General features: G+C 32.7%; 19 protein-coding genes and 1 pseudogene. 13 read left to right on the plus strand and 7 right to left on the minus strand.

The features are described 5' to 3' along the window. Positions 1 to 222 precede the first annotated feature (222 nt). The 9 genes and pseudogenes from J8M14_RS09445 (at position 223) to J8M14_RS09485 (ending at position 7,114) form a co-directional block, all read left to right on the plus strand. Positions 223 to 930, plus strand: coding sequence for a hypothetical protein (locus J8M14_RS09445; RefSeq protein ID WP_211074368.1), 708 nt, complete (start codon positions 223 to 225; stop codon positions 928 to 930). Further along, the gene (locus tag J8M14_RS09450) at positions 927 to 1,475 is read left to right on the plus strand and encodes a hypothetical protein (protein ID WP_211074369.1); all 549 of its coding nucleotides are present in this window, start codon (positions 927 to 929) and stop codon (positions 1,473 to 1,475) included. Before J8M14_RS09445 ends, J8M14_RS09450 begins: the two co-directional genes overlap by 4 nt. Next, on the plus strand, positions 1,475 to 1,861 hold the full coding sequence (locus J8M14_RS09455) for a DUF1801 domain-containing protein (protein ID WP_211074370.1): 387 nt from the start codon (positions 1,475 to 1,477) through the stop codon (positions 1,859 to 1,861). Before J8M14_RS09450 ends, J8M14_RS09455 begins: the two co-directional genes overlap by 1 nt. A gap of 52 nt (positions 1,862 to 1,913) precedes the next feature. Continuing rightward, positions 1,914 to 2,690 (plus strand): hypothetical protein, encoded by a 777-nt coding sequence (locus tag J8M14_RS09460; protein WP_211074371.1) that lies wholly within the window; start codon positions 1,914 to 1,916, stop codon positions 2,688 to 2,690. Positions 2,691 to 2,798: 108 nt separating this feature from the next. Then, positions 2,799 to 3,050 (plus strand): annotated as a pseudogene (locus J8M14_RS09465) (autorepressor SdpR family transcription factor); the annotation flags it as partial. A 91-nt stretch (positions 3,051 to 3,141) separates the two neighbouring features. Then, on the plus strand, positions 3,142 to 3,714 hold the full coding sequence (locus J8M14_RS09470; RefSeq protein WP_247672608.1) for an SdpI family protein: 573 nt from the start codon (positions 3,142 to 3,144) through the stop codon (positions 3,712 to 3,714). 4 nt (positions 3,715 to 3,718) lie between these two features. Continuing rightward, positions 3,719 to 4,654 (plus strand): alpha/beta hydrolase, encoded by a 936-nt coding sequence (locus J8M14_RS09475; RefSeq protein ID WP_211074374.1) that lies wholly within the window; start codon positions 3,719 to 3,721, stop codon positions 4,652 to 4,654. Positions 4,655 to 5,207: 553 nt separating this feature from the next. Continuing rightward, on the plus strand, positions 5,208 to 6,689 hold the full coding sequence (locus tag J8M14_RS09480; RefSeq protein WP_211074375.1) for a PAS domain-containing sensor histidine kinase: 1,482 nt from the start codon (positions 5,208 to 5,210) through the stop codon (positions 6,687 to 6,689). Beyond that, positions 6,686 to 7,114 carry a response regulator gene (locus J8M14_RS09485; RefSeq protein ID WP_211074376.1) on the plus strand — a complete coding sequence of 143 codons (429 nt, stop codon included), beginning with the start codon at positions 6,686 to 6,688 and terminating at the stop codon, positions 7,112 to 7,114. The genes J8M14_RS09480 and J8M14_RS09485 overlap by 4 nt, the downstream gene beginning before the upstream one ends. Before the next feature lie 18 nt (positions 7,115 to 7,132). On the opposite strand, the gene rimO is transcribed toward J8M14_RS09485, so the two are convergent. Next, positions 7,133 to 8,434, minus strand: coding sequence for a 30S ribosomal protein S12 methylthiotransferase RimO (gene rimO, locus J8M14_RS09490; RefSeq protein WP_211074377.1), 1,302 nt, complete (start codon positions 8,432 to 8,434; stop codon positions 7,133 to 7,135). 141 nt (positions 8,435 to 8,575) lie between these two features. On the opposite strand from rimO, the gene J8M14_RS09495 reads away from it, so the two are divergent. Further along, positions 8,576 to 9,676 (plus strand): serine hydrolase domain-containing protein, encoded by a 1,101-nt coding sequence (locus J8M14_RS09495; RefSeq protein ID WP_211074378.1) that lies wholly within the window; start codon positions 8,576 to 8,578, stop codon positions 9,674 to 9,676. On the opposite strand, the gene J8M14_RS09500 is transcribed toward J8M14_RS09495, so the two are convergent. The 5 genes from J8M14_RS09500 to rpmB form a co-directional block, all read right to left on the minus strand. After that, positions 9,673 to 11,343: an amidase family protein gene (locus J8M14_RS09500; RefSeq protein WP_211074379.1), complete on the minus strand. Its 1,671-nt coding sequence runs from the start codon at positions 11,341 to 11,343 to the stop codon at positions 9,673 to 9,675. The genes J8M14_RS09495 and J8M14_RS09500 overlap by 4 nt on opposite strands. 90 nt (positions 11,344 to 11,433) lie before the next feature. Beyond that, positions 11,434 to 12,387, minus strand: coding sequence for a signal recognition particle-docking protein FtsY (gene ftsY, locus J8M14_RS09505; RefSeq protein WP_211074380.1), 954 nt, complete (start codon positions 12,385 to 12,387; stop codon positions 11,434 to 11,436). A gap of 119 nt (positions 12,388 to 12,506) precedes the next feature. Beyond that, on the minus strand, positions 12,507 to 12,659 hold the full coding sequence (locus J8M14_RS09510; protein ID WP_201922289.1) for a DUF4295 domain-containing protein: 153 nt from the start codon (positions 12,657 to 12,659) through the stop codon (positions 12,507 to 12,509). A gap of 7 nt (positions 12,660 to 12,666) precedes the next feature. Further along, positions 12,667 to 12,849: a 50S ribosomal protein L33 gene (rpmG, locus tag J8M14_RS09515; RefSeq protein ID WP_140595061.1), complete on the minus strand. Its 183-nt coding sequence runs from the start codon at positions 12,847 to 12,849 to the stop codon at positions 12,667 to 12,669. A 29-nt stretch (positions 12,850 to 12,878) separates the two neighbouring features. Beyond that, a complete protein-coding gene (rpmB, locus tag J8M14_RS09520; RefSeq protein ID WP_211074381.1) occupies positions 12,879 to 13,118 on the minus strand; it encodes a 50S ribosomal protein L28 in 240 nt (79 codons plus the stop codon). A gap of 346 nt (positions 13,119 to 13,464) precedes the next feature. Here rpmB and J8M14_RS09525 point away from each other — a divergent pair, with 346 nt between their 5' ends. The 3 genes from J8M14_RS09525 to J8M14_RS09535 all read left to right on the plus strand — a co-directional run bounded on the left by J8M14_RS09525 (position 13,465) and on the right by J8M14_RS09535 (position 15,935). Then, complete coding sequence (locus J8M14_RS09525) at positions 13,465 to 14,925, plus strand: hypothetical protein (RefSeq protein WP_211074382.1); 1,461 nt, start codon at positions 13,465 to 13,467, stop codon at positions 14,923 to 14,925. A 130-nt stretch (positions 14,926 to 15,055) separates the two neighbouring features. Beyond that, positions 15,056 to 15,460, plus strand: coding sequence for a hypothetical protein (locus J8M14_RS09530; protein WP_211074383.1), 405 nt, complete (start codon positions 15,056 to 15,058; stop codon positions 15,458 to 15,460). Between the two features lie 70 nt (positions 15,461 to 15,530). Further along, the gene (locus J8M14_RS09535) at positions 15,531 to 15,935 is read left to right on the plus strand and encodes a hypothetical protein (RefSeq protein ID WP_211074384.1); all 405 of its coding nucleotides are present in this window, start codon (positions 15,531 to 15,533) and stop codon (positions 15,933 to 15,935) included. A gap of 2 nt (positions 15,936 to 15,937) precedes the next feature. Here J8M14_RS09535 and J8M14_RS09540 read toward each other — a convergent pair whose 3' ends face one another. Next, positions 15,938 to 17,185, minus strand: a complete 1,248-nt coding sequence (locus J8M14_RS09540; protein WP_211074385.1) for a competence/damage-inducible protein A — start codon at positions 17,183 to 17,185, stop codon at positions 15,938 to 15,940. Positions 17,186 to 17,187 lie beyond the last annotated feature (2 nt).

The raw sequence follows: 17,187 nt of genomic DNA on the forward strand, positions 1-17,187 counted from the left end.
AAGACCACCCATATAAATGACTTAATTTTTCGAAGACAAAAATAAACTTATTTACACAAATTATATAGTGATATAGAGAAAAAATCAAACTATATAACACTCTGAAATCCTTCCAAAACCAATTGAATTTCAATTAGTTATTTTCAACCAATTTTATCAAACCCATTCCATGACAAATAAAATAGTAAGTTTGTTATAGACTAATAAAAAATAAATGTATCTATGATGTATCTCCAGCCAGAGAAAATCATTAAAACAATAGACTTATTAGAAAAACGTATCTCAGATCGATTTCCTAATTCAAGTTTAAAAGAAGTTTGTCTTCAGTTTTTGACAGCTGCACAGGAAAGTAAACAAAATATTCATTGGATTTCTTCCCCAAACATTCCGCTAAGAATATTCTCATATGTTATTATTGCTACAGGTTTAGGAGGTTTACTATATAGTATAACTTATATTGACCTAAAGCTTGAAAACACCACACTTGCTAACGTGGTTGCAGTCTCTGAAGCTATTTTTAATGATATAATACTATTAGGAGCTGCTATTTTCTTTTTGGTTTCATTAGAATCCAGATTAAAAACCAAACGAGCGTTAAAATCACTTAATGAATTACGTGTAATAGCTCATGTCATTGATATGCACCAGTTAACCAAAGACCCTTATGTAAATGACTCCCCACAATCCGCAACTGAAAACTCTCCTAAACGAACGCTTACCAAGTTTGAACTTCAGCGATATTTGGACTATTGCTCTGAAGCAACAGCATTGATTGGCAAGGTAGCTGCTTTATATTCACAAAGTTTACCCGATGAAGCTGTAGTAAGAGCAGTTAATGAAATTGAAGTGTTAACAACTGGCTTAAGTCGAAAAATATGGCAAAAACTCACTATCTTAAATGAGTCAAATAATGCATTAAAAGACAAATGAAAAACCAACTTGTCAAGATATTAAACAACTGGGATGGTAAACATATCGAATATCTTATCAATTGCTATGATCAATATGCTGATGATAATACGTTTTTTGATATCCTGATTGAGATTACATACGGGCAAACTGAGTTACAAACTGCAACAACCTGGATCATCAAACATCATTATGATGGTAAAAAAAGTTTATCCGAAAGTCTAGCAGATCAATTACTAAGTTCAATTAATCAACTAAAGAATTGGGGAGCAAAATTGCATATTCTACAATTGTTACCAAAAATTCATATTACAAAAAATACTGTTAATCCTGTAGATCAGTTTGTAAGAAAATGTCTTAATGACGATAATAAATTTGTACGGGCCTGGTCATATCAAGGCTTATATGAAGTCTCTAAACATATCCCAGAATATGAATCTGAACTCCGATCTTTATGCAAAAGAGCTATGCAAACAGAAAGTGCCTCTATCAGATCTAGAGTTAGAAAAGTTTTAAGCATTTTAGACGATTCAAAAAATGACATTTCACATAAAATACAGCAGTAATGGATATCGAGGAATACTTAAATGATATAAAAAATGACCAAAGAAAACAGGATTGTCAAACACTTTTAGATTTGATGAAAAAAGTTTCTAAAGAAGAGCCTAGGATATGGAGAAATAGCATTGTAGGTTTTGGTAGTTATCATTATAGGTATGAAAGTGGCACCGAGGGTGATTGGCTATTAACCGGTTTTTCTTCTCGATCACAAAACATATCGATATATATAATGGCTGGTTTTGATAGATATGAAGAATTTTTATCCAAGCTAGGCAAGCATAAAATCGGAAAATCCTGTTTGTATGTTAAGCAACTTTCTGATATCGATATGAATGTGTTAGAAAGTATGATAAATGACTCATATCACTATGCTGCAGACAAATATCAATAAGTGATTTAACTTATAAACCAATTTATTTATTTTTACATATAAATGATTCGAGATGAAACGAATACACGCTTTCGAATTTGAAGATCTTCAATGGTTTCCCAAGAATATCCGAAACTATATGACTGATTTTTTACAATTCGGTGCTAACACATTCGACATTTATAAAAGTATCGTTCCCATTCTTAATAAAGGAATTCAAAATTCGGGAACCAATAGAATCATTGATTTGGCTTCTGGAGGTGGCGGAGGATGGTTAAAACTTGTCCAACATCTAGTTCAGGACAATCCAGATTTAAAAATTACATTATCAGACTATTACCCAAATACTGCAGCTTTTAAAAGAACAAAAGCTAAGTTACCCAGATCTTTTGATTACATAAATGATCCCGTGGATGCAATGAATGTTCCAATCGACCTAAAAGGTTTTAGAACACAATTCTTATCCTTACATCATTTTAGACCTAGTGAAGCAAAAGCCATCCTTCAGAATGCAGTAGATACTAATCAACCTATAGGAATTTTTGAAGCACAGCAACGAGATATTAAAAGTTTAGTTCCTATGCTGCTATCCCCTATTTCGGTTATATTAATGACTCCTTTTATTAAACCATTTAGACTTGATAGATTATTATTTACCTATATCATACCAATCCTTCCTTTATTCATTTTATGGGATGGAGTGATTTCTGTATTCAGAACGTATACAACAAAAGAACTTCAAAAGATGACTTCAGAATTAGATAATAGCAACCATTTTGATTGGGAAATCGGCACTACAAAAGGAAAACCTAGTCAGATTTTATATGTGTTGGGTATTCCTGAAAATTAATATATATGTTTGATTTTCAAATTTATAAAACGTCATAATTTTAGTTTTTGCAGAAAAACACTTGATTTTCAAAATAATATTTAGATATTTGTATAAATACCTAAATATATGAATGCGGTTTTTAAAGCTTTAAATGATAAGACACGAAGAGAAATTCTCACTCTTCTTAAAGAAAAGGACCTTAACGCTGGAGAAATTGCAGAATATTTCAAGATATCTAAACCTAGTATCTCCCATCACCTTGATATCCTTAAAAGAGCAGAACTTATCCTTTCTATAAAAAAGGGACAGTTTGTTATATACTCCATCAACACCTCTGTTTTAGACGAATTATTTCAGTGGATTTATAATTTAAAAGAAGTAAAACATGAAGTTTCAAATACGAAGGGAGATTCCTTTTTGGATTCTGATACTATCACCGATCCTTTATCTGATATTTAGTTGGAAAATTATGCCCGATCGCATACCAATGCATTATAACATATATGGAGAACCTGATAGATGGGGTGGTAAGAACGACCTGATGAGTATAATGATTATCATTCCTATTTTAACCTACCTTATGTTTTTGGCAGCAATTTATATTGACCCTAAAAAGAGGATTTCAGAAATGGGTAACAAATATCATCATCTTCGTTTTATAATGACTGTGATCATCGCAATGATTTTTATTTTGATAGTATATATAAACGTTCACAGTATTTCTAATTTCAAGAACTACATAAGTATTATATTGGGTTTATTATTTATTTTACTTGGAAATTATTTCAGAAGCCTAAAACCCAATTACTTTATCGGTATTAGAACTCCTTGGACCTTAGAGAGTGAAACCGTATGGAGACGAACTCATCATATTGGGAGCATTATATGGTTTATTGGAGGTTTTTTAATCATATTGGTCAATATCATATCTAGGTTACAACCAATAGCCTGGATAATATCACTAGGAATTATACTCCTGCTCATTCTTATCCCGGTTATACACTCTTACTCTATTTACAAGAAATTACAACCAAAATCATAATTAGATGAAAAAACCAATATTAACACTATTATTATTCTCATTTCTGTCTTTAACTATTTTATATGCCCAAAACGAGATTGAAATCAAAACTGATAATCTCATATTACATGGTACATTAATTAATCCGAACAATAATGCTAAAACAATAGTACTATTTATTTCTGGTTCTGGTAATACAGATCGAAACGGTAACTCCTATGCAGGAAATCAAGAATATGTAAATAACAGTCTAAAAATGCTTGCAGAAGCACTTTCTGATAACGGGATTGCTTCTTTGAGATATGATAAAAGAGGAGTAGGAAAAAGTAGAAACGAGTCATTTACCGAAAGAGATCTACGATTTGGTCATTTTGTAAACGATGCGATTTCTTGCATCAACTATTTACAAAAAGAGTTTGATCAAATACTTATTGCAGGGCATAGCCAGGGAGCTTTAGTTGGTATTTTAGCTGCTCAGAAAGCAAAGATTCATAAATTTATATCTCTAGCCGGATTAAGTGACTCTGGTTATAATACTATTAAACGCCAACTTTCAAATCAACCTGAATTTGTAACCGGAGCTGCTTTTCCTATTTTGGACTCCATAAAAAATGGTAAAAAAGTAGATAGCATTCCGCAGTTTCTAAACACTATTTTTCGTCCACAAATCCAGGATTACCTAATATCTTTTATTAATCAAAATCCACAGAAAGAACTGAACAAGTTAGACATACCTATTTTGGTGGTTCAAGGCACAACAGATTTACAAATCACGGTAGATGAAGCAAAAAAAATGGCTGATGCAAATAAAAAAAGTAAATTATTAATTATTGAAAAAATGAACCACATATTAAAAAAAGCTGAAGCCGATCCTAACAAAAACTTATTAACGTATAACAATCCGGAACTACCATTACACGAAAATTTACTAAAGCCAATTCTTGAATTCATCAAGGAATAACCAAATAAAAAATCAATATTTATTAAAAAAAGCTTCGTTTGTTTAGAATTTTACAATCATTTATGTTTTTAACACCCTAATATTATCAAATTGTTAATTATTTTAATATTTAACAAAAACTATCCAATGATGATTCTTCAATAAAAGCACGAAAAGTAAAATAATTATGTATATAATATATTGAATCATCATACAATTCTAAGTATTTCTCACTTAACAATACAAATCTTATACACCTAACACTGGTTACAAAGCTGTTAGAACTAATTAATTGTAAGATATTATGATTTTACAGACATTTTTTAATGTAATTTTGCCCCCGATTTAGCAAACAATAGTTCTCTGTTATAATTTGAGTTAGCCAAAAAAATTAAGAGTCTATTACAAAATTCATGAGGATATCCGGACTGGATGTCCTCTTTTTGTTTTCTAAAAAAGAGGTTCCTATAAAGGAAAATTCCCTTAACTTCAACATAATTTTACTATCTTCGAAATGTAAACACATCAAAATAGTTTATAGTCAGTTTTTCTAAAAAATTTAAACTAATTATTGATGAGTACATCGAATAATACACCCAAACACAACGAACTCACTTTTCAGCTGATGGTCGATGCTTCACCTAACGCATTGATCCTGGTTAATGAACAAGGTAAGATTGTGTATACTAATTCTTTCGTCGAAAAATTATTTCAGTATGAAAGATCTGAGATCATTGGACAAAAAATAGAAATATTAATTCCTGCCAGATTCAAAGGGTACCATCCAGGATATATGCACTCTTTTTTCAAAAACCCTCAGGCTCGTATGATGGGAATCGGTCGGGACTTATTTGCCATAAGGAAAGATAAAACAGAGTTTCCTGTTGAAATAGGCCTTAACCCAATCATAACAGTTGATGGCAACCTAGTTCTTGCATCCGTCATCGATATTTCTGAAAGAAAAAAAGCAGAAGAACGGTTTCGTTTAGTTGTAGAATCTGCTCCAAGCGCTATGATATTAGTTGATAAAAAAGGAGTTATAAAACTAGTAAATACACAAACCGAAAAATTATTTAGATACCATCGCGATGAACTACTTGGTCAAAAAATAGAAATATTACTTCCATCTGAAGTAAGAGATAACCACCCAAAATATCGAAAAGAATTTTCAAAAAATCCTGAAATTAGATCTATGGGAGCCGGTAGAGATTTATATGCCATTGATAGAGACAAAAATAGATTTCCAGTAGAGATAGGACTCAATCCTATTGAAACCAATGATGGTAAAATGGTACTAGCTTCGGTAATTGATATCACCTCCAGAAAAAAAGCAGAAGAGGCTTCTGCAAAATACACGAAGAAATTAGAAAACAAAAATAAAGAACTAGAGCAATTCACTTTTATAGCTTCTCATGACCTTCAAGAACCACTTAAATCCATAACCGGATTAACAGAAATATTAACTGAAGAGTATTCAAATATTTTAGATGATGAAGGTCGAGAATCTTTTGCCTTTCTTAATGAATCCACTGAGCGAATGAAACAATTGATTACTGCCTTATTAGACTATAGTCGATTAGGTCAAAAATCAGAAATAGAAGACATAAATTGTAACGACATTTTAGACAATGTTATCAAGGATCTAGCATCTTCAATTTCTGAAGCCAACGTAAAATTTGAAATTGATTCATTACCATTAATAAAGGGTTACAAAACAGAATTAAGACTATTATTTCAAAATTTAATTAGTAATGCTATTAAATTTAGAAAAATAGACAGCCCTACTTTGATTAAAATTTCTTCTGAAAACCAAAAAAAAATGTGGCAATTTAAAATCCAAGATAATGGGATTGGAATAGATATGAAATTTACTAATAAGATTTTTACAATTTTTCAGCAACTAAATTCCAAAGAAGAGTATCCTGGATCTGGAATAGGGTTATCTCACTGCAAAAAGATTATAGACCTTCATGATGGAGATATATGGGTAGAATCAGAACCAGGTAAAGGGAGTATATTCTATTTTACAATTAATTCAAATCTTCAAAAATCATGAAAAAAGTAACCGGCTTAGATTGCATAATACTAGTGGATGACGATAGAATTACCAATTTCATTAATAAAAAAGTCATAAAACGCGCTGATATTGATGTGGCAATAAAAGTAAATAATTCTGTTATTGAAGCTTTAAGCTACCTAAAAGGAATGTCCAAAAACCCTGCTGAAAAATACCCTCGCCCTGGTATTATTTTCTTAGATATTAACATGCCTGGAATGAATGGATGGGATTTTATAAATGAATATAAAAAACTTCCTAAAGAGCAAAAAGAAAGAATCGTTATAGCTATGCTTACTACAAGTGCGAATCCTGATGACGAATTTGCGGCAAATCAGATACCCGAAATTAATATGTTTTTAAAAAAACCACTAACTGTAGAGAAATTAGAAAGCACTATTGATTCTTATTTTCCTATTACATGAGATTTTAATTTTAGAGAATTATATAACCTCTCCATATAGATCAAAATCCTCCGCCTCGTAAATTTTTACGTTAGTGTATTCTCCGGTCTTTAAATAAAACCTAGAAGCATCAATTAATACCTCATTATCTACATCAGGAGAATCAAATTCTGTTCTACCAATAAAATATTGCCCTTCTTTACGATCAATTACCACCTTGAATTCCTGTCCTATTTTTTGTTGGTTCAATTCCCAGGAAATTTGAGATTGGATCTCCATAATCTCATTAGCTCGCTGAATTTTTATTTCTTCTGGAACATCATCTTCTAAATTAAAAGCATGGGTATTTTCTTCATGAGAATATGTAAAACATCCTAATCGCTCAAATCGCATTTCGCGAACCCACTCTCTCAGCGTTTCAAAATCTTCTTCTGTCTCACCGGGATACCCTACGATAAGCGTTGTACGAATTGTCATTTCAGGAACAGCTTCTCTAAACTCCTTTAGAAGTTTAGTTGTTTTAGCTTTGGTGGTTCCTCTACGCATGGATTTTAAAATAGGATCAGATATATGCTGAAGTGGGATATCTATATAATTACAGATTTTAGGCTCTTGATTCATTACTTCTAAAACATCCATAGGAAAACCTGTAGGAAAAGCATAATGTAATCGAATCCACTCAATTCCTTCTACCTTAACCAATTTTCTAAGCAAATCAGCTAGTTTTCGCTCTTTATATAAATCCAACCCGTAATATGTTAAATCTTGAGCAATTAGTACCAATTCTTTAACTCCATCAGCAGCTAACTTTTCAGCTTCTGTAACCAAATCTTCTATGGGAGTCGATTTATGTTTACCCCTCATCAAAGGTATTGCACAAAACGAGCAAGGTCGATCACAACCTTCTGCTATTTTTAAATATGCATAATTTTTAGGAGTAGTCGTTAACCGTTCACCAATTAATTCGTGTTTATAATCCGCTCCCAATGCTTTTAACAATCCCGGAAGTTCAGTTGTTCCAAAATATTTATCTACATCAGGGATTTCTTCTTCGAGGTCAGGCTTATAACGCTCAGACAAACATCCAGTAACAAAAACTTTATCTACAACTCCTTCTTCCTTTTTCTGAACGTACTCCAGAATAGTATTTACAGACTCTTCTTTTGCATTAGCAATAAAACCGCAAGTGTTAATCACTACGATGTTACCTTCTTCTTCGTGAACCACTTCTTTATTGTTGGCACGAAGTTGTCCCATCAACACCTCACTATCATAGACATTTTTACTACATCCTAATGTAACTACATTGATTTTATTCTTCTTTAAAGTCTTTGTTCTCATATCTTCCGGATAAAGGTTTGCAAAGATACAATGAATAGTCTTAGTGTAAGCCATAAATATCACTAACTCTATATGTTAAAATTTCTCTTTGGTTAAACCTTTTGTATATTACAGAGTCCAATTCTCCAAAACCCCAAGATTATGAAAAGCATAATTACCTTATTTGTGTTAGTATTTCTGAGTATTACCATTTCTTGTTCAGACGAAACTTCAGGTAATATCATAACAGAGCCAACTCCTATTGACTCTTCTGCATTATATTTTCCACCCATAAACTCTAGTAACTGGGAAACCATTTCTGTTGTAGATTTAGGATGGAATCCTAATGAAGAACAATTACTATATGATTTTCTAGAAGCTAAAGGAACTAAGGCGTTCATCATTCTCAAGAACGGAAGAATTGTTATAGAACAATACTTCAATGGCACAACTGCAACAGATAACAACCCTTGGTTTTCCGCAGGAAAAACACTTACTGCTTTTACGGCAGGAATAGCACAACAAGAAGACTTTTTGGACATCAACAAAACTTCATCTACATATTTAGGAAGTGGATGGGCAGATATCACTACAGATCAAGAAAATGCAATTACTGTAAGAAATCATTTAACTATGACTACAGGACTTGATTATAACGTTACCAATCTGAATTGTACAGATATAGATTGCCTAACGTATCTTAATGAATCTGGTAGTTTTTGGTATTATCATAATGCCTCATACACCCTAATGACAGATATTATATCAGGAGCAGTAAATCAACCTTTTGAAAATTATTTCGATTTAAAATTGAAAAACAAAATTGGAATGCAAGGTTCCTGGGTAAGCTTTGGTTACCTAAATATTTATTATAGCACAGCAAGGAGTATGGCTCGTTTTGGTTTACTCAACCTAAACAAAGGAACTTGGGAAAAAGAAGATATTCTTACCGATCAAATTTATTTTAACGATATGATCAACACTTCTCAAGATCTAAATCTTTCTTACGGGTATTTATGGTGGTTGAATGGTAAAAACAGCTTTAGAGCCCCATCTTTAGAAACCGAGTTTGCAGGAGAATTAATACCGAACGCTCCTGACGATCTTATTGCCGGATTAGGAGCAAATGATCAAAAATTATATGTTGTCCCATCCCAAAATCTGGTCATTGTCAGAATGGGTGATGATTCAGGAGAAACCTTACTAGGTCCATCGAGTTTCGATAATGAGCTATGGGAAAAGATTAATCTTCTTATAAATTAGTTATATTTTTCTGGAGACTTACGTTCTTTTGTTAATTTCTCATAGGCATATCCTATTTGTAATAATTTAGCTTCAGAAAAAGACTTAGCGATAAATGTTAGCCCTTTGGGCTCTCCTTTATCTGTATACCCCATGGGTACGGTTAATGCAGGGTATTTAGCTACAGCAGCATAGCCTGCATGATAATTGTTAATTGATAATACGGCATCCAAGTTATGCTTCTCTATATGTTGATCAAAATAATTACGAGCTACCTTCTGCAAGTCTTCTTTAATCTTATATAATTCTTCTGGTGTTGTTTCATCTTTGATAATTCCTTCAAACAATTGTTGTCCATAAGGAATTCTTATCAAAGTATCTTTTTGGTTAAATGCAATAGCATCTTCTATGTTTTTTATTTTCACATCATTCCCAGCATGCTTTTTAATATACTCTGGGAGATCATTTTTCATATCTATATTAAGAATAGTAAGAAATCCTGGTAACTGGGTTTGCTCTGGCTCTATTTCTACTACTTCCCCACCGACAGCTACTATGTTATCTACCGCAGCTTTATACAAAGGATCTTTAAGATATTCTTTGATTACTCCAAAGCGTTTTTTTTCTAAAGTTGCTGTTATTGTTGCGGGTACAAAGTTTCCTCCTGCAGCTATAGAAGACTTATCCAAGATATCTTTGCCAAGCATTGCATTGAATAAAATAGCATTATCAACCACACTTTTAGTCATAGGACCAGGAGTATCCAGAGTACTTGATATAGGTACTATACCTGTTCTACTTAACATACCAATAGTAGGTTTTAAACCAACTACAGAATTTTGACTAGATGGAGACAAGATAGAACCACTGGTTTCTGTACCTACCGCTGCAACACAAAAATTAGCAGCTACTGCAACACCACTTCCTGAACTAGAACCTCCTGTTTCGAAAACCATTCTACCATAAGGATTTAGTGTTTGTCCTCCTATTGCACTATACCCAACAGGACATCCTGAACATAGAAAATACGCCCATTCACTAAGATTTGCTTTACCTAAAATCAATGCGTTATTCAATAACAACCTGTTCGTTATAAATGCATTCTCAGTACTATTATTTTGAAATGCTATTGCCCCAGCTGTAGTAAGCATTTTTTTTGTATTGATATTATCCTTCAATAAAATTGGCATTCCATATACTGAATTAATGTCAATTGTTGATTTATCAGCTTCATCTAACGATCTCGCTTGATTTACCACCTCAGGATTTAGTGATATTACTGCATTTAAGGACAAACCATTATCACTCTCATATTTTCTGATTCGATATATATAAAACAGTGTCAACTCTTCATAAGTAAGCTTACCATCTTTAACATTTTGCTGAATTGAAGGAATATCTTTTTCTAAGATGAACTCCTTTAAACTATTATATTTTTCTTCTGTGAAATAATCTAATTCAGGTTCTAATATTTTCCAAATATCATTTTTATCGAGAACTTTAGAATTAACCAGCTTAAGATGCATTCTATCTTTTTCCAGCTTTTGAGTAGCAGCCAAATCCTGGGTTTCATCATATGATTGCCAAACTACTCTGGGTTGTTTTTCTTTTGGTAATTGTGCTTTCTTTTCTTTCTTACATGATATTAAAATAAAGATCATGAACAGGACAAAAAGTATTTTTCTCATAGTAATATTGGATTAATCGAAATTGAAAAATATAAAAAAAGGGTGTTGTAATTTATTCACAACACCCTTTTTAACTATTCTGTAACAGTTTTACTTAAAAAACGAATCTACAAATTCATATTTATTGAACACCTGAAGATCTTCAATACCTTCTCCTACTCCAATATATTTTACAGGAATCTGAAATTGATCACTAATTCCGATAACTACACCTCCTTTAGCAGTTCCGTCAAGCTTAGTAACTGCCAACGAGGTTACCTCAGTCGCCGCAGTAAATTGCTTAGCTTGCTCAAAAGCGTTCTGACCAGTAGAACCATCCAACACTAACAAAACATCGTGAGGAGCATCTCCTATCACTTTTTGCATAACCCTCTTCACCTTAGTCAACTCGTTCATTAGATTCACTTTATTATGCAATCTACCTGCAGTATCTATAATAATAACATCCGCGTCCTGATTAACTCCAGATTGTAAAGTATCAAAGGCCACAGAAGCAGGATCACTGCCCATATCTTGTTTTACAATAGGAACATCTACACGATCCGCCCACACCTGTAATTGATCTATAGCTGCCGCTCTAAAGGTATCTGCAGCTCCCAAAACTACTTTTAAACCTTTATTCTTGAATTGATGTGCCAACTTACCTATCGTGGTAGTTTTACCAACTCCATTAACACCAACAACCATTAAAACATAAGGTTTCTTATCTTTTGGAACTTCAAAATCCGTGGCTTCTCCTACATTAGTTTCTGATAATAATCCTGCAATCTCTTCTCTTAAGATTTGATTTAGCTCATCAGTCCCCAAGTATTTATCTTTAGACACTCGATTTTCTATTCTCTCTATAACTTTAATTGTAGTTTTTACACCAACATCACTAGTCACTAAAACCTCTTCAAGTTCATCTAAAACCTCATCATCAACTTTAGATTTACCTGCTACTGCTTTACTAAGCTTGGAAAAAAAGCTAGTTTTGGATTTTTCTAACCCTTTATCCAGTGTTTCTTTTTTCTCTGAAGAAAATATTTTTTTAAAAAGACTCATTTACTTTGTTCAATACAATAATTCAAAAAACTCGAAATTCTTTCGACTTGATAAATATATAAAAAGAAAGAGCCATTCCAATAAAATTGAAATGGCTTCTTCATAATATTTTGCACGAATTACTTTTGCTTTAAAAAGTCGTTTACAGCCTCTGGTGCCATAATTGACTCTACAAAAGTATAAGCTCCTGTCTTTGGAGATTTTACCATTTTGATGGCTTTCGTTAATCTCTTTGATCCTGTCTGTAACGATGCTACTGATTTCTTTGCCATTGCTTAATTATTTTATTTCTTTATGAACAGTCATTTTCTTTAGGATAGGATTAAATTTCTTTAATTCTATTCTATCAGGAGTGTTCTTCTTATTTTTTGTTGTAATATATCTTGATGTACCAGGTTGACCAGAAGCTTTATGCTCCGTACATTCTAAAATTACCTGAACTCTGTTACCTTTCTTCGCCATTGTAGTATCTTTTTAAAAAGGGGATTGGATTATTTAGTTAAAAAACCTTTTGCTCTTGCTTCTTTTAAAACAGCAGAGATCCCATTCTTATTTATATTTTTTAATGCTGCAGTAGACACTTTTAATGTTACCCAACGATCTTCTTCCGGAATATAAAAACGCTTTTTAATTAAATTCGCATTGAATTTACGCTTTGTTTTATTCATCGCGTGAGAAACATTGTTCCCAACCATTGCTTTTTTTCCTGTAAGCTCGCAAACTCTAGACATCTCTTCTTAATTTTGGTATTATTTCAAAACAGGGTGCAAATTAACGAATTATTTACCGAACCACCAATAATAGTTTTGTAAATTTTTTCTTCTTTTTTAAGTTTTTTCATCTTACGCCTTAAAAAGTAAAAAACAGGTGTTTTTACCTATTTTAAAAATACCCATATCACAGTACTTTTACATCAGTTAGTTTTCATAAAAGTAGCTAACTACTTGATATGGGGTAATTAAGTAGTAAATAGAGCGGATCATCTAACAGTGATCCGTTTTTTTATCAAATACAGATGTAAAAAACACAAAAGCATATATGTACATATAATGAAATAACCATCAAATCAACTTAATTATGAAAAAGCTACTTATTTATTCGTTATTAATAGTTATTTACTTTATATCATTTAGTTGCAAAAAAGAATCAAAACCCAATGTTCAGCCTGTAGAAGAAGTTCAAGAAGGTGAAACTTATAATACATCATACAGACCTGTACCTTTTCCAAAAGTAAATGTTCCCGGTTTTAATTTCCCTGAAAAGGAAAAGATAATAGATCAATGGATTGCAGATAATGATCTTGCAAAAATTTATAATCACGGTTGGGGCATATGGATCGGCCTCACACAAAAAACAAATGAAGTTTATAAAAAAGATACTTTACGAGTTTACGAAACCTGGACAACTCCCGAAGAGATTAAAGCTAAATTAAGTTCGAAAACTAAAGCACAAAGCACAAAGCGAATACGTGCTACTATGGAAACCCCCACTCAATTCCATAAATTCGAAATCTTACCAGATACCAAAACAGTAGAAACGGTATATTATGATCCGGCTGCAGCCCATTATGCAATAAAAGAGAAAATATTTTTACAAAGTGTGTTAGACAATATGCAAAGAGAAGGAGATTCTGTTCGTTTTCCTAATAAAGCTATCACCATCAAACCTACATACAAAATTATAAGCAAAGATACTGCGGTTGCCAACAACGGAATCTATCAAATGGAAGCCTGGCGAGGAATAGATAAACCTGACACCATTCCTTTTCCAGAAAAAATTTGGAATGCCTGTGTGTATGTAGATATTAATAATAAAGCTAAAGGAAATCCTACTATTGATATAGGTTGTGAAGGAAACCTAGATAATCACACATATAACCTAAATGATTTCATACATTTCTCCATTGATCAGAAAATGGCAGATTATGTAAACAAACAAAAAGACGGCTACAATGCTAAAGCCGGTGATTATGCAATTCTGGTTGGAATGCATGTAGCCACTAGAGAAACCACTAGATGGACCTGGCAAACATTTTGGTGGAGTGCAAACGATAGTGACCCTTGCTTCCCCAGTAATCCCAAGATAGCATCTGCAAGACCTTCTGAACTTAAAGGCGCTTCCAGACATTATGCGATGTCTGTTGCTTACAGCATGGTCAATCCCGCTCAGCCATACACAGGAGGGAAAAGCATTGGAGAACCCATATACTCCTTTAACCCTTTTTTAGAAGCTCCTTTTGACAGCAAAGTATTAAGTAATGGTGGGTCAGACAACTATGCTAAAATAAACGACAATGGCACTATTATAACAAATAAGGTAGGCACACGAACAAACTGCATGAGTTGTCACGCTCATGCAAATTACTATAATGCAAAGATCGGTGGCAAACCTGCACAAAAATTCGGATATCTAGGTGATACTTATATAGACATGAAAGCTCCTTATTTTGATGGTGTGGTAAAATTAGATTTTGCATACTCCATCAGCGCAAGCATTATAGATGATACTAAGACTGATTCAGATAGCAAAAAAAATTAAATCATCCCTTCATTATGGAATAGGAATGCGGTTATGGTTACTATAACCGCTTCCTGTTACTGACGATATTTTCAACAATTGAATCTTATGTGATAATATTGTATTTTAGACCAATTAATATTCTTGTTACATGGTCATTGACATAGATAAAAAATTTAAAAACAAACACGATCTTGATATTGGATCATTTTATTTTTATGAAAACTTTATTATAGGTGAAGTCGGAGAAGGCATGAGTCTTGACTTTGAAAGCGGAAATAAACTATACCAACTAATTGATACACACTATAAAAAGAAGGTCCCATATGTATACATCTCTAATAGAATTCATTCCTATTCGTTTACCCCAACTCGTCTCTATGGTGCAAGTGAACATTTCCCTAATCTAAAAGGATATGCTATTGTTACCTACGACACTATTAATAATAAGGTCGCACAACTAGAGAAAAAATTCAGTGATATCCCAACAAGTCTTTTTAATAACCTGGGAGATGCTATTCTCTGGGCAGAAGAGTTAATTTCTGAAGATCCTTGACAAACGTTTTTATACTCGTTGAATATTAACTTACAATGCCCTATCTTAGTGATACCAACTTTTATATATTATGGTTCAAAAAATTAACAGAGCCCTTATCAAGAAATATGATCTTGATATTGGGGTGGTATATTTTTATAAAAACTTCGTAGTTACAGAAATTAAAGATGAGACTGTCATGAATTTCGACAAAGCTGCTGTATTATTTCGACTTTGCAAAAAATATTACGGTAATAAAACACCTTTTGTGTATATTTCTAATAGAGTAAACTCATATTCCTTTGAACCCACTGCACACTTCAAATCTGTTCCTTTATTTCCAAATTTAAAAGGGTATTCTGCAGTTATTTATAATAAAGTAAGTAATGATATTGCAGAGATGGAAAGAAACTTTCTAGTTAATGTTCCTACTGAAATTTTTTACAGCCTTGAAGAAGCAATAAATTGGGTTGATCAACTAATTATACGTGATTAAATTTAGTTTTTAGTTAATTCCTTAAGCAAAAGTTCAAAAGACTTACTAACAGCTTTTCCTATAACACGCTCTCTAAGATTGCTAAAAACAAATTTTTCTGAAAACACACCTTCTGGACCAGCGATAGCAATAAAAACAGTCCCCACCTCAACATCCCCATCTCCTTTTGATGGACCGGCATTACCAGTAGTACTAATCGCATAATCTGATTTAAACTTCTCCTTTGCTGAAAGCGCCATCGCTTCAGCTACCTCCGAACTGGTCACGGTATATTTTTCAATGATATTAGGATCTACACCAAGAATATCAACTTTAGATTGAGTAGCATAAGTAACTGCCCCGCCATTAAAATATGCAGAAGACCCTGCATTTTCAGTAAACGATTGTGCAATTTTACCTCCTGTACAACTTTCAGCAACTGCTATTGTTTTTCTTTTCTGAATTAACAACTTACCTATTTGCTGCTCTATAGATTCATCTTCTTCATAACCAACAATAATGTCTCCTATAATATTATGAAGTTCAGCCACTCTAGCTTCAATAGTATCTTCAATAAGCTTTTTATCTGTTCCCCGACCAGAAAGTCTTAATCGCACTCTTCCTAAATTAGGTAAGTATGCTAATTTAATAAATGATGGCAAATTATCTTCCCAATCCTCTATCTTCTCAGCTATTGCACTTTCACCCATACCATAGGTAAGAACAGTTTTATGAATAATATATGGTCTATCGAACTTTTTTATTAACCCTGGAAGTACTTCATTCTTCATTAATCCTTTCATCTCATATGGCACTCCTGGCATAGATACAAAAACCTTATTCTCTTTCTCTAACCACATCCCTGGGGCAGTACCATAAAGATTCATTAACACCTTTGATGTCCTAGGCACTAACGCCTGCTGTCTATTAACGTCAGAAATTGGAGTGGAAATATATTTAGCAAATAATTCTTCGATATGCTTAAGCACTTTCTCATTTTGCACTAAAGTATCTTCAAAATATTCGCATAGAGTATGTTTGGTAATATCATCTTTTGTGGGCCCTAATCCTCCTGTTATAATAATTACATCTACTCTATTACGAGCCTCTTCCAGAGCATTTAATATATGCTGCTTATCATCTCTTATAGAAGTTATTTGATGAACATCAACCCCTATTTTATTCAACTCCTTTCCTATAAATGCAGAATTAGAATCTATAATCTGACCAATAAGAATTTCGTCACCAATAGTAATTATTTCTGCAAGCATAT

It is taken from the genome of Aquimarina sp. MMG016 (genome assembly GCF_018100805.1).
Classification (GTDB): Bacteria; Bacteroidota; Bacteroidia; order Flavobacteriales; family Flavobacteriaceae; genus Aquimarina.

Excerpts from the sequence above, each read along its gene's own strand:
- J8M14_RS09445 (WP_211074368.1), top strand. The coding sequence starts at position 223 with ATGATGTATCTCCAGCCAGAGAAAATCATTAAAACAATAGACTTATTA.
- J8M14_RS09450 (WP_211074369.1), top strand. The coding sequence starts at position 927 with ATGAAAAACCAACTTGTCAAGATATTAAACAACTGGGATGGTAAACAT.
- J8M14_RS09455 (WP_211074370.1), top strand. The coding sequence starts at position 1,475 with ATGGATATCGAGGAATACTTAAATGATATAAAAAATGACCAAAGAAAA.
- J8M14_RS09460 (WP_211074371.1), top strand. The coding sequence starts at position 1,914 with ATGAAACGAATACACGCTTTCGAATTTGAAGATCTTCAATGGTTTCCC.
- J8M14_RS09470 (WP_247672608.1), top strand. The coding sequence starts at position 3,142 with ATGCCCGATCGCATACCAATGCATTATAACATATATGGAGAACCTGAT.
- J8M14_RS09475 (WP_211074374.1), top strand. The coding sequence starts at position 3,719 with ATGAAAAAACCAATATTAACACTATTATTATTCTCATTTCTGTCTTTA.
- J8M14_RS09480 (WP_211074375.1), top strand. The coding sequence starts at position 5,208 with ATGAGTACATCGAATAATACACCCAAACACAACGAACTCACTTTTCAG.
- J8M14_RS09485 (WP_211074376.1), top strand. The coding sequence starts at position 6,686 with ATGAAAAAAGTAACCGGCTTAGATTGCATAATACTAGTGGATGACGAT.
- rimO (WP_211074377.1), bottom strand. The coding sequence starts at position 8,434 with ATGAGAACAAAGACTTTAAAGAAGAATAAAATCAATGTAGTTACATTA.
- J8M14_RS09495 (WP_211074378.1), top strand. The coding sequence starts at position 8,576 with ATGAAAAGCATAATTACCTTATTTGTGTTAGTATTTCTGAGTATTACC.
- J8M14_RS09500 (WP_211074379.1), bottom strand. The coding sequence starts at position 11,343 with ATGAGAAAAATACTTTTTGTCCTGTTCATGATCTTTATTTTAATATCA.
- ftsY (WP_211074380.1), bottom strand. The coding sequence starts at position 12,387 with ATGAGTCTTTTTAAAAAAATATTTTCTTCAGAGAAAAAAGAAACACTG.
- J8M14_RS09510 (WP_201922289.1), bottom strand. The coding sequence starts at position 12,659 with ATGGCAAAGAAATCAGTAGCATCGTTACAGACAGGATCAAAGAGATTA.
- rpmG (WP_140595061.1), bottom strand. The coding sequence starts at position 12,849 with ATGGCGAAGAAAGGTAACAGAGTTCAGGTAATTTTAGAATGTACGGAG.
- rpmB (WP_211074381.1), bottom strand. The coding sequence starts at position 13,118 with ATGTCTAGAGTTTGCGAGCTTACAGGAAAAAAAGCAATGGTTGGGAAC.
- J8M14_RS09525 (WP_211074382.1), top strand. The coding sequence starts at position 13,465 with ATGAAAAAGCTACTTATTTATTCGTTATTAATAGTTATTTACTTTATA.
- J8M14_RS09530 (WP_211074383.1), top strand. The coding sequence starts at position 15,056 with ATGGTCATTGACATAGATAAAAAATTTAAAAACAAACACGATCTTGAT.
- J8M14_RS09535 (WP_211074384.1), top strand. The coding sequence starts at position 15,531 with ATGGTTCAAAAAATTAACAGAGCCCTTATCAAGAAATATGATCTTGAT.
- J8M14_RS09540 (WP_211074385.1), bottom strand. The coding sequence starts at position 17,185 with ATGCTTGCAGAAATAATTACTATTGGTGACGAAATTCTTATTGGTCAG.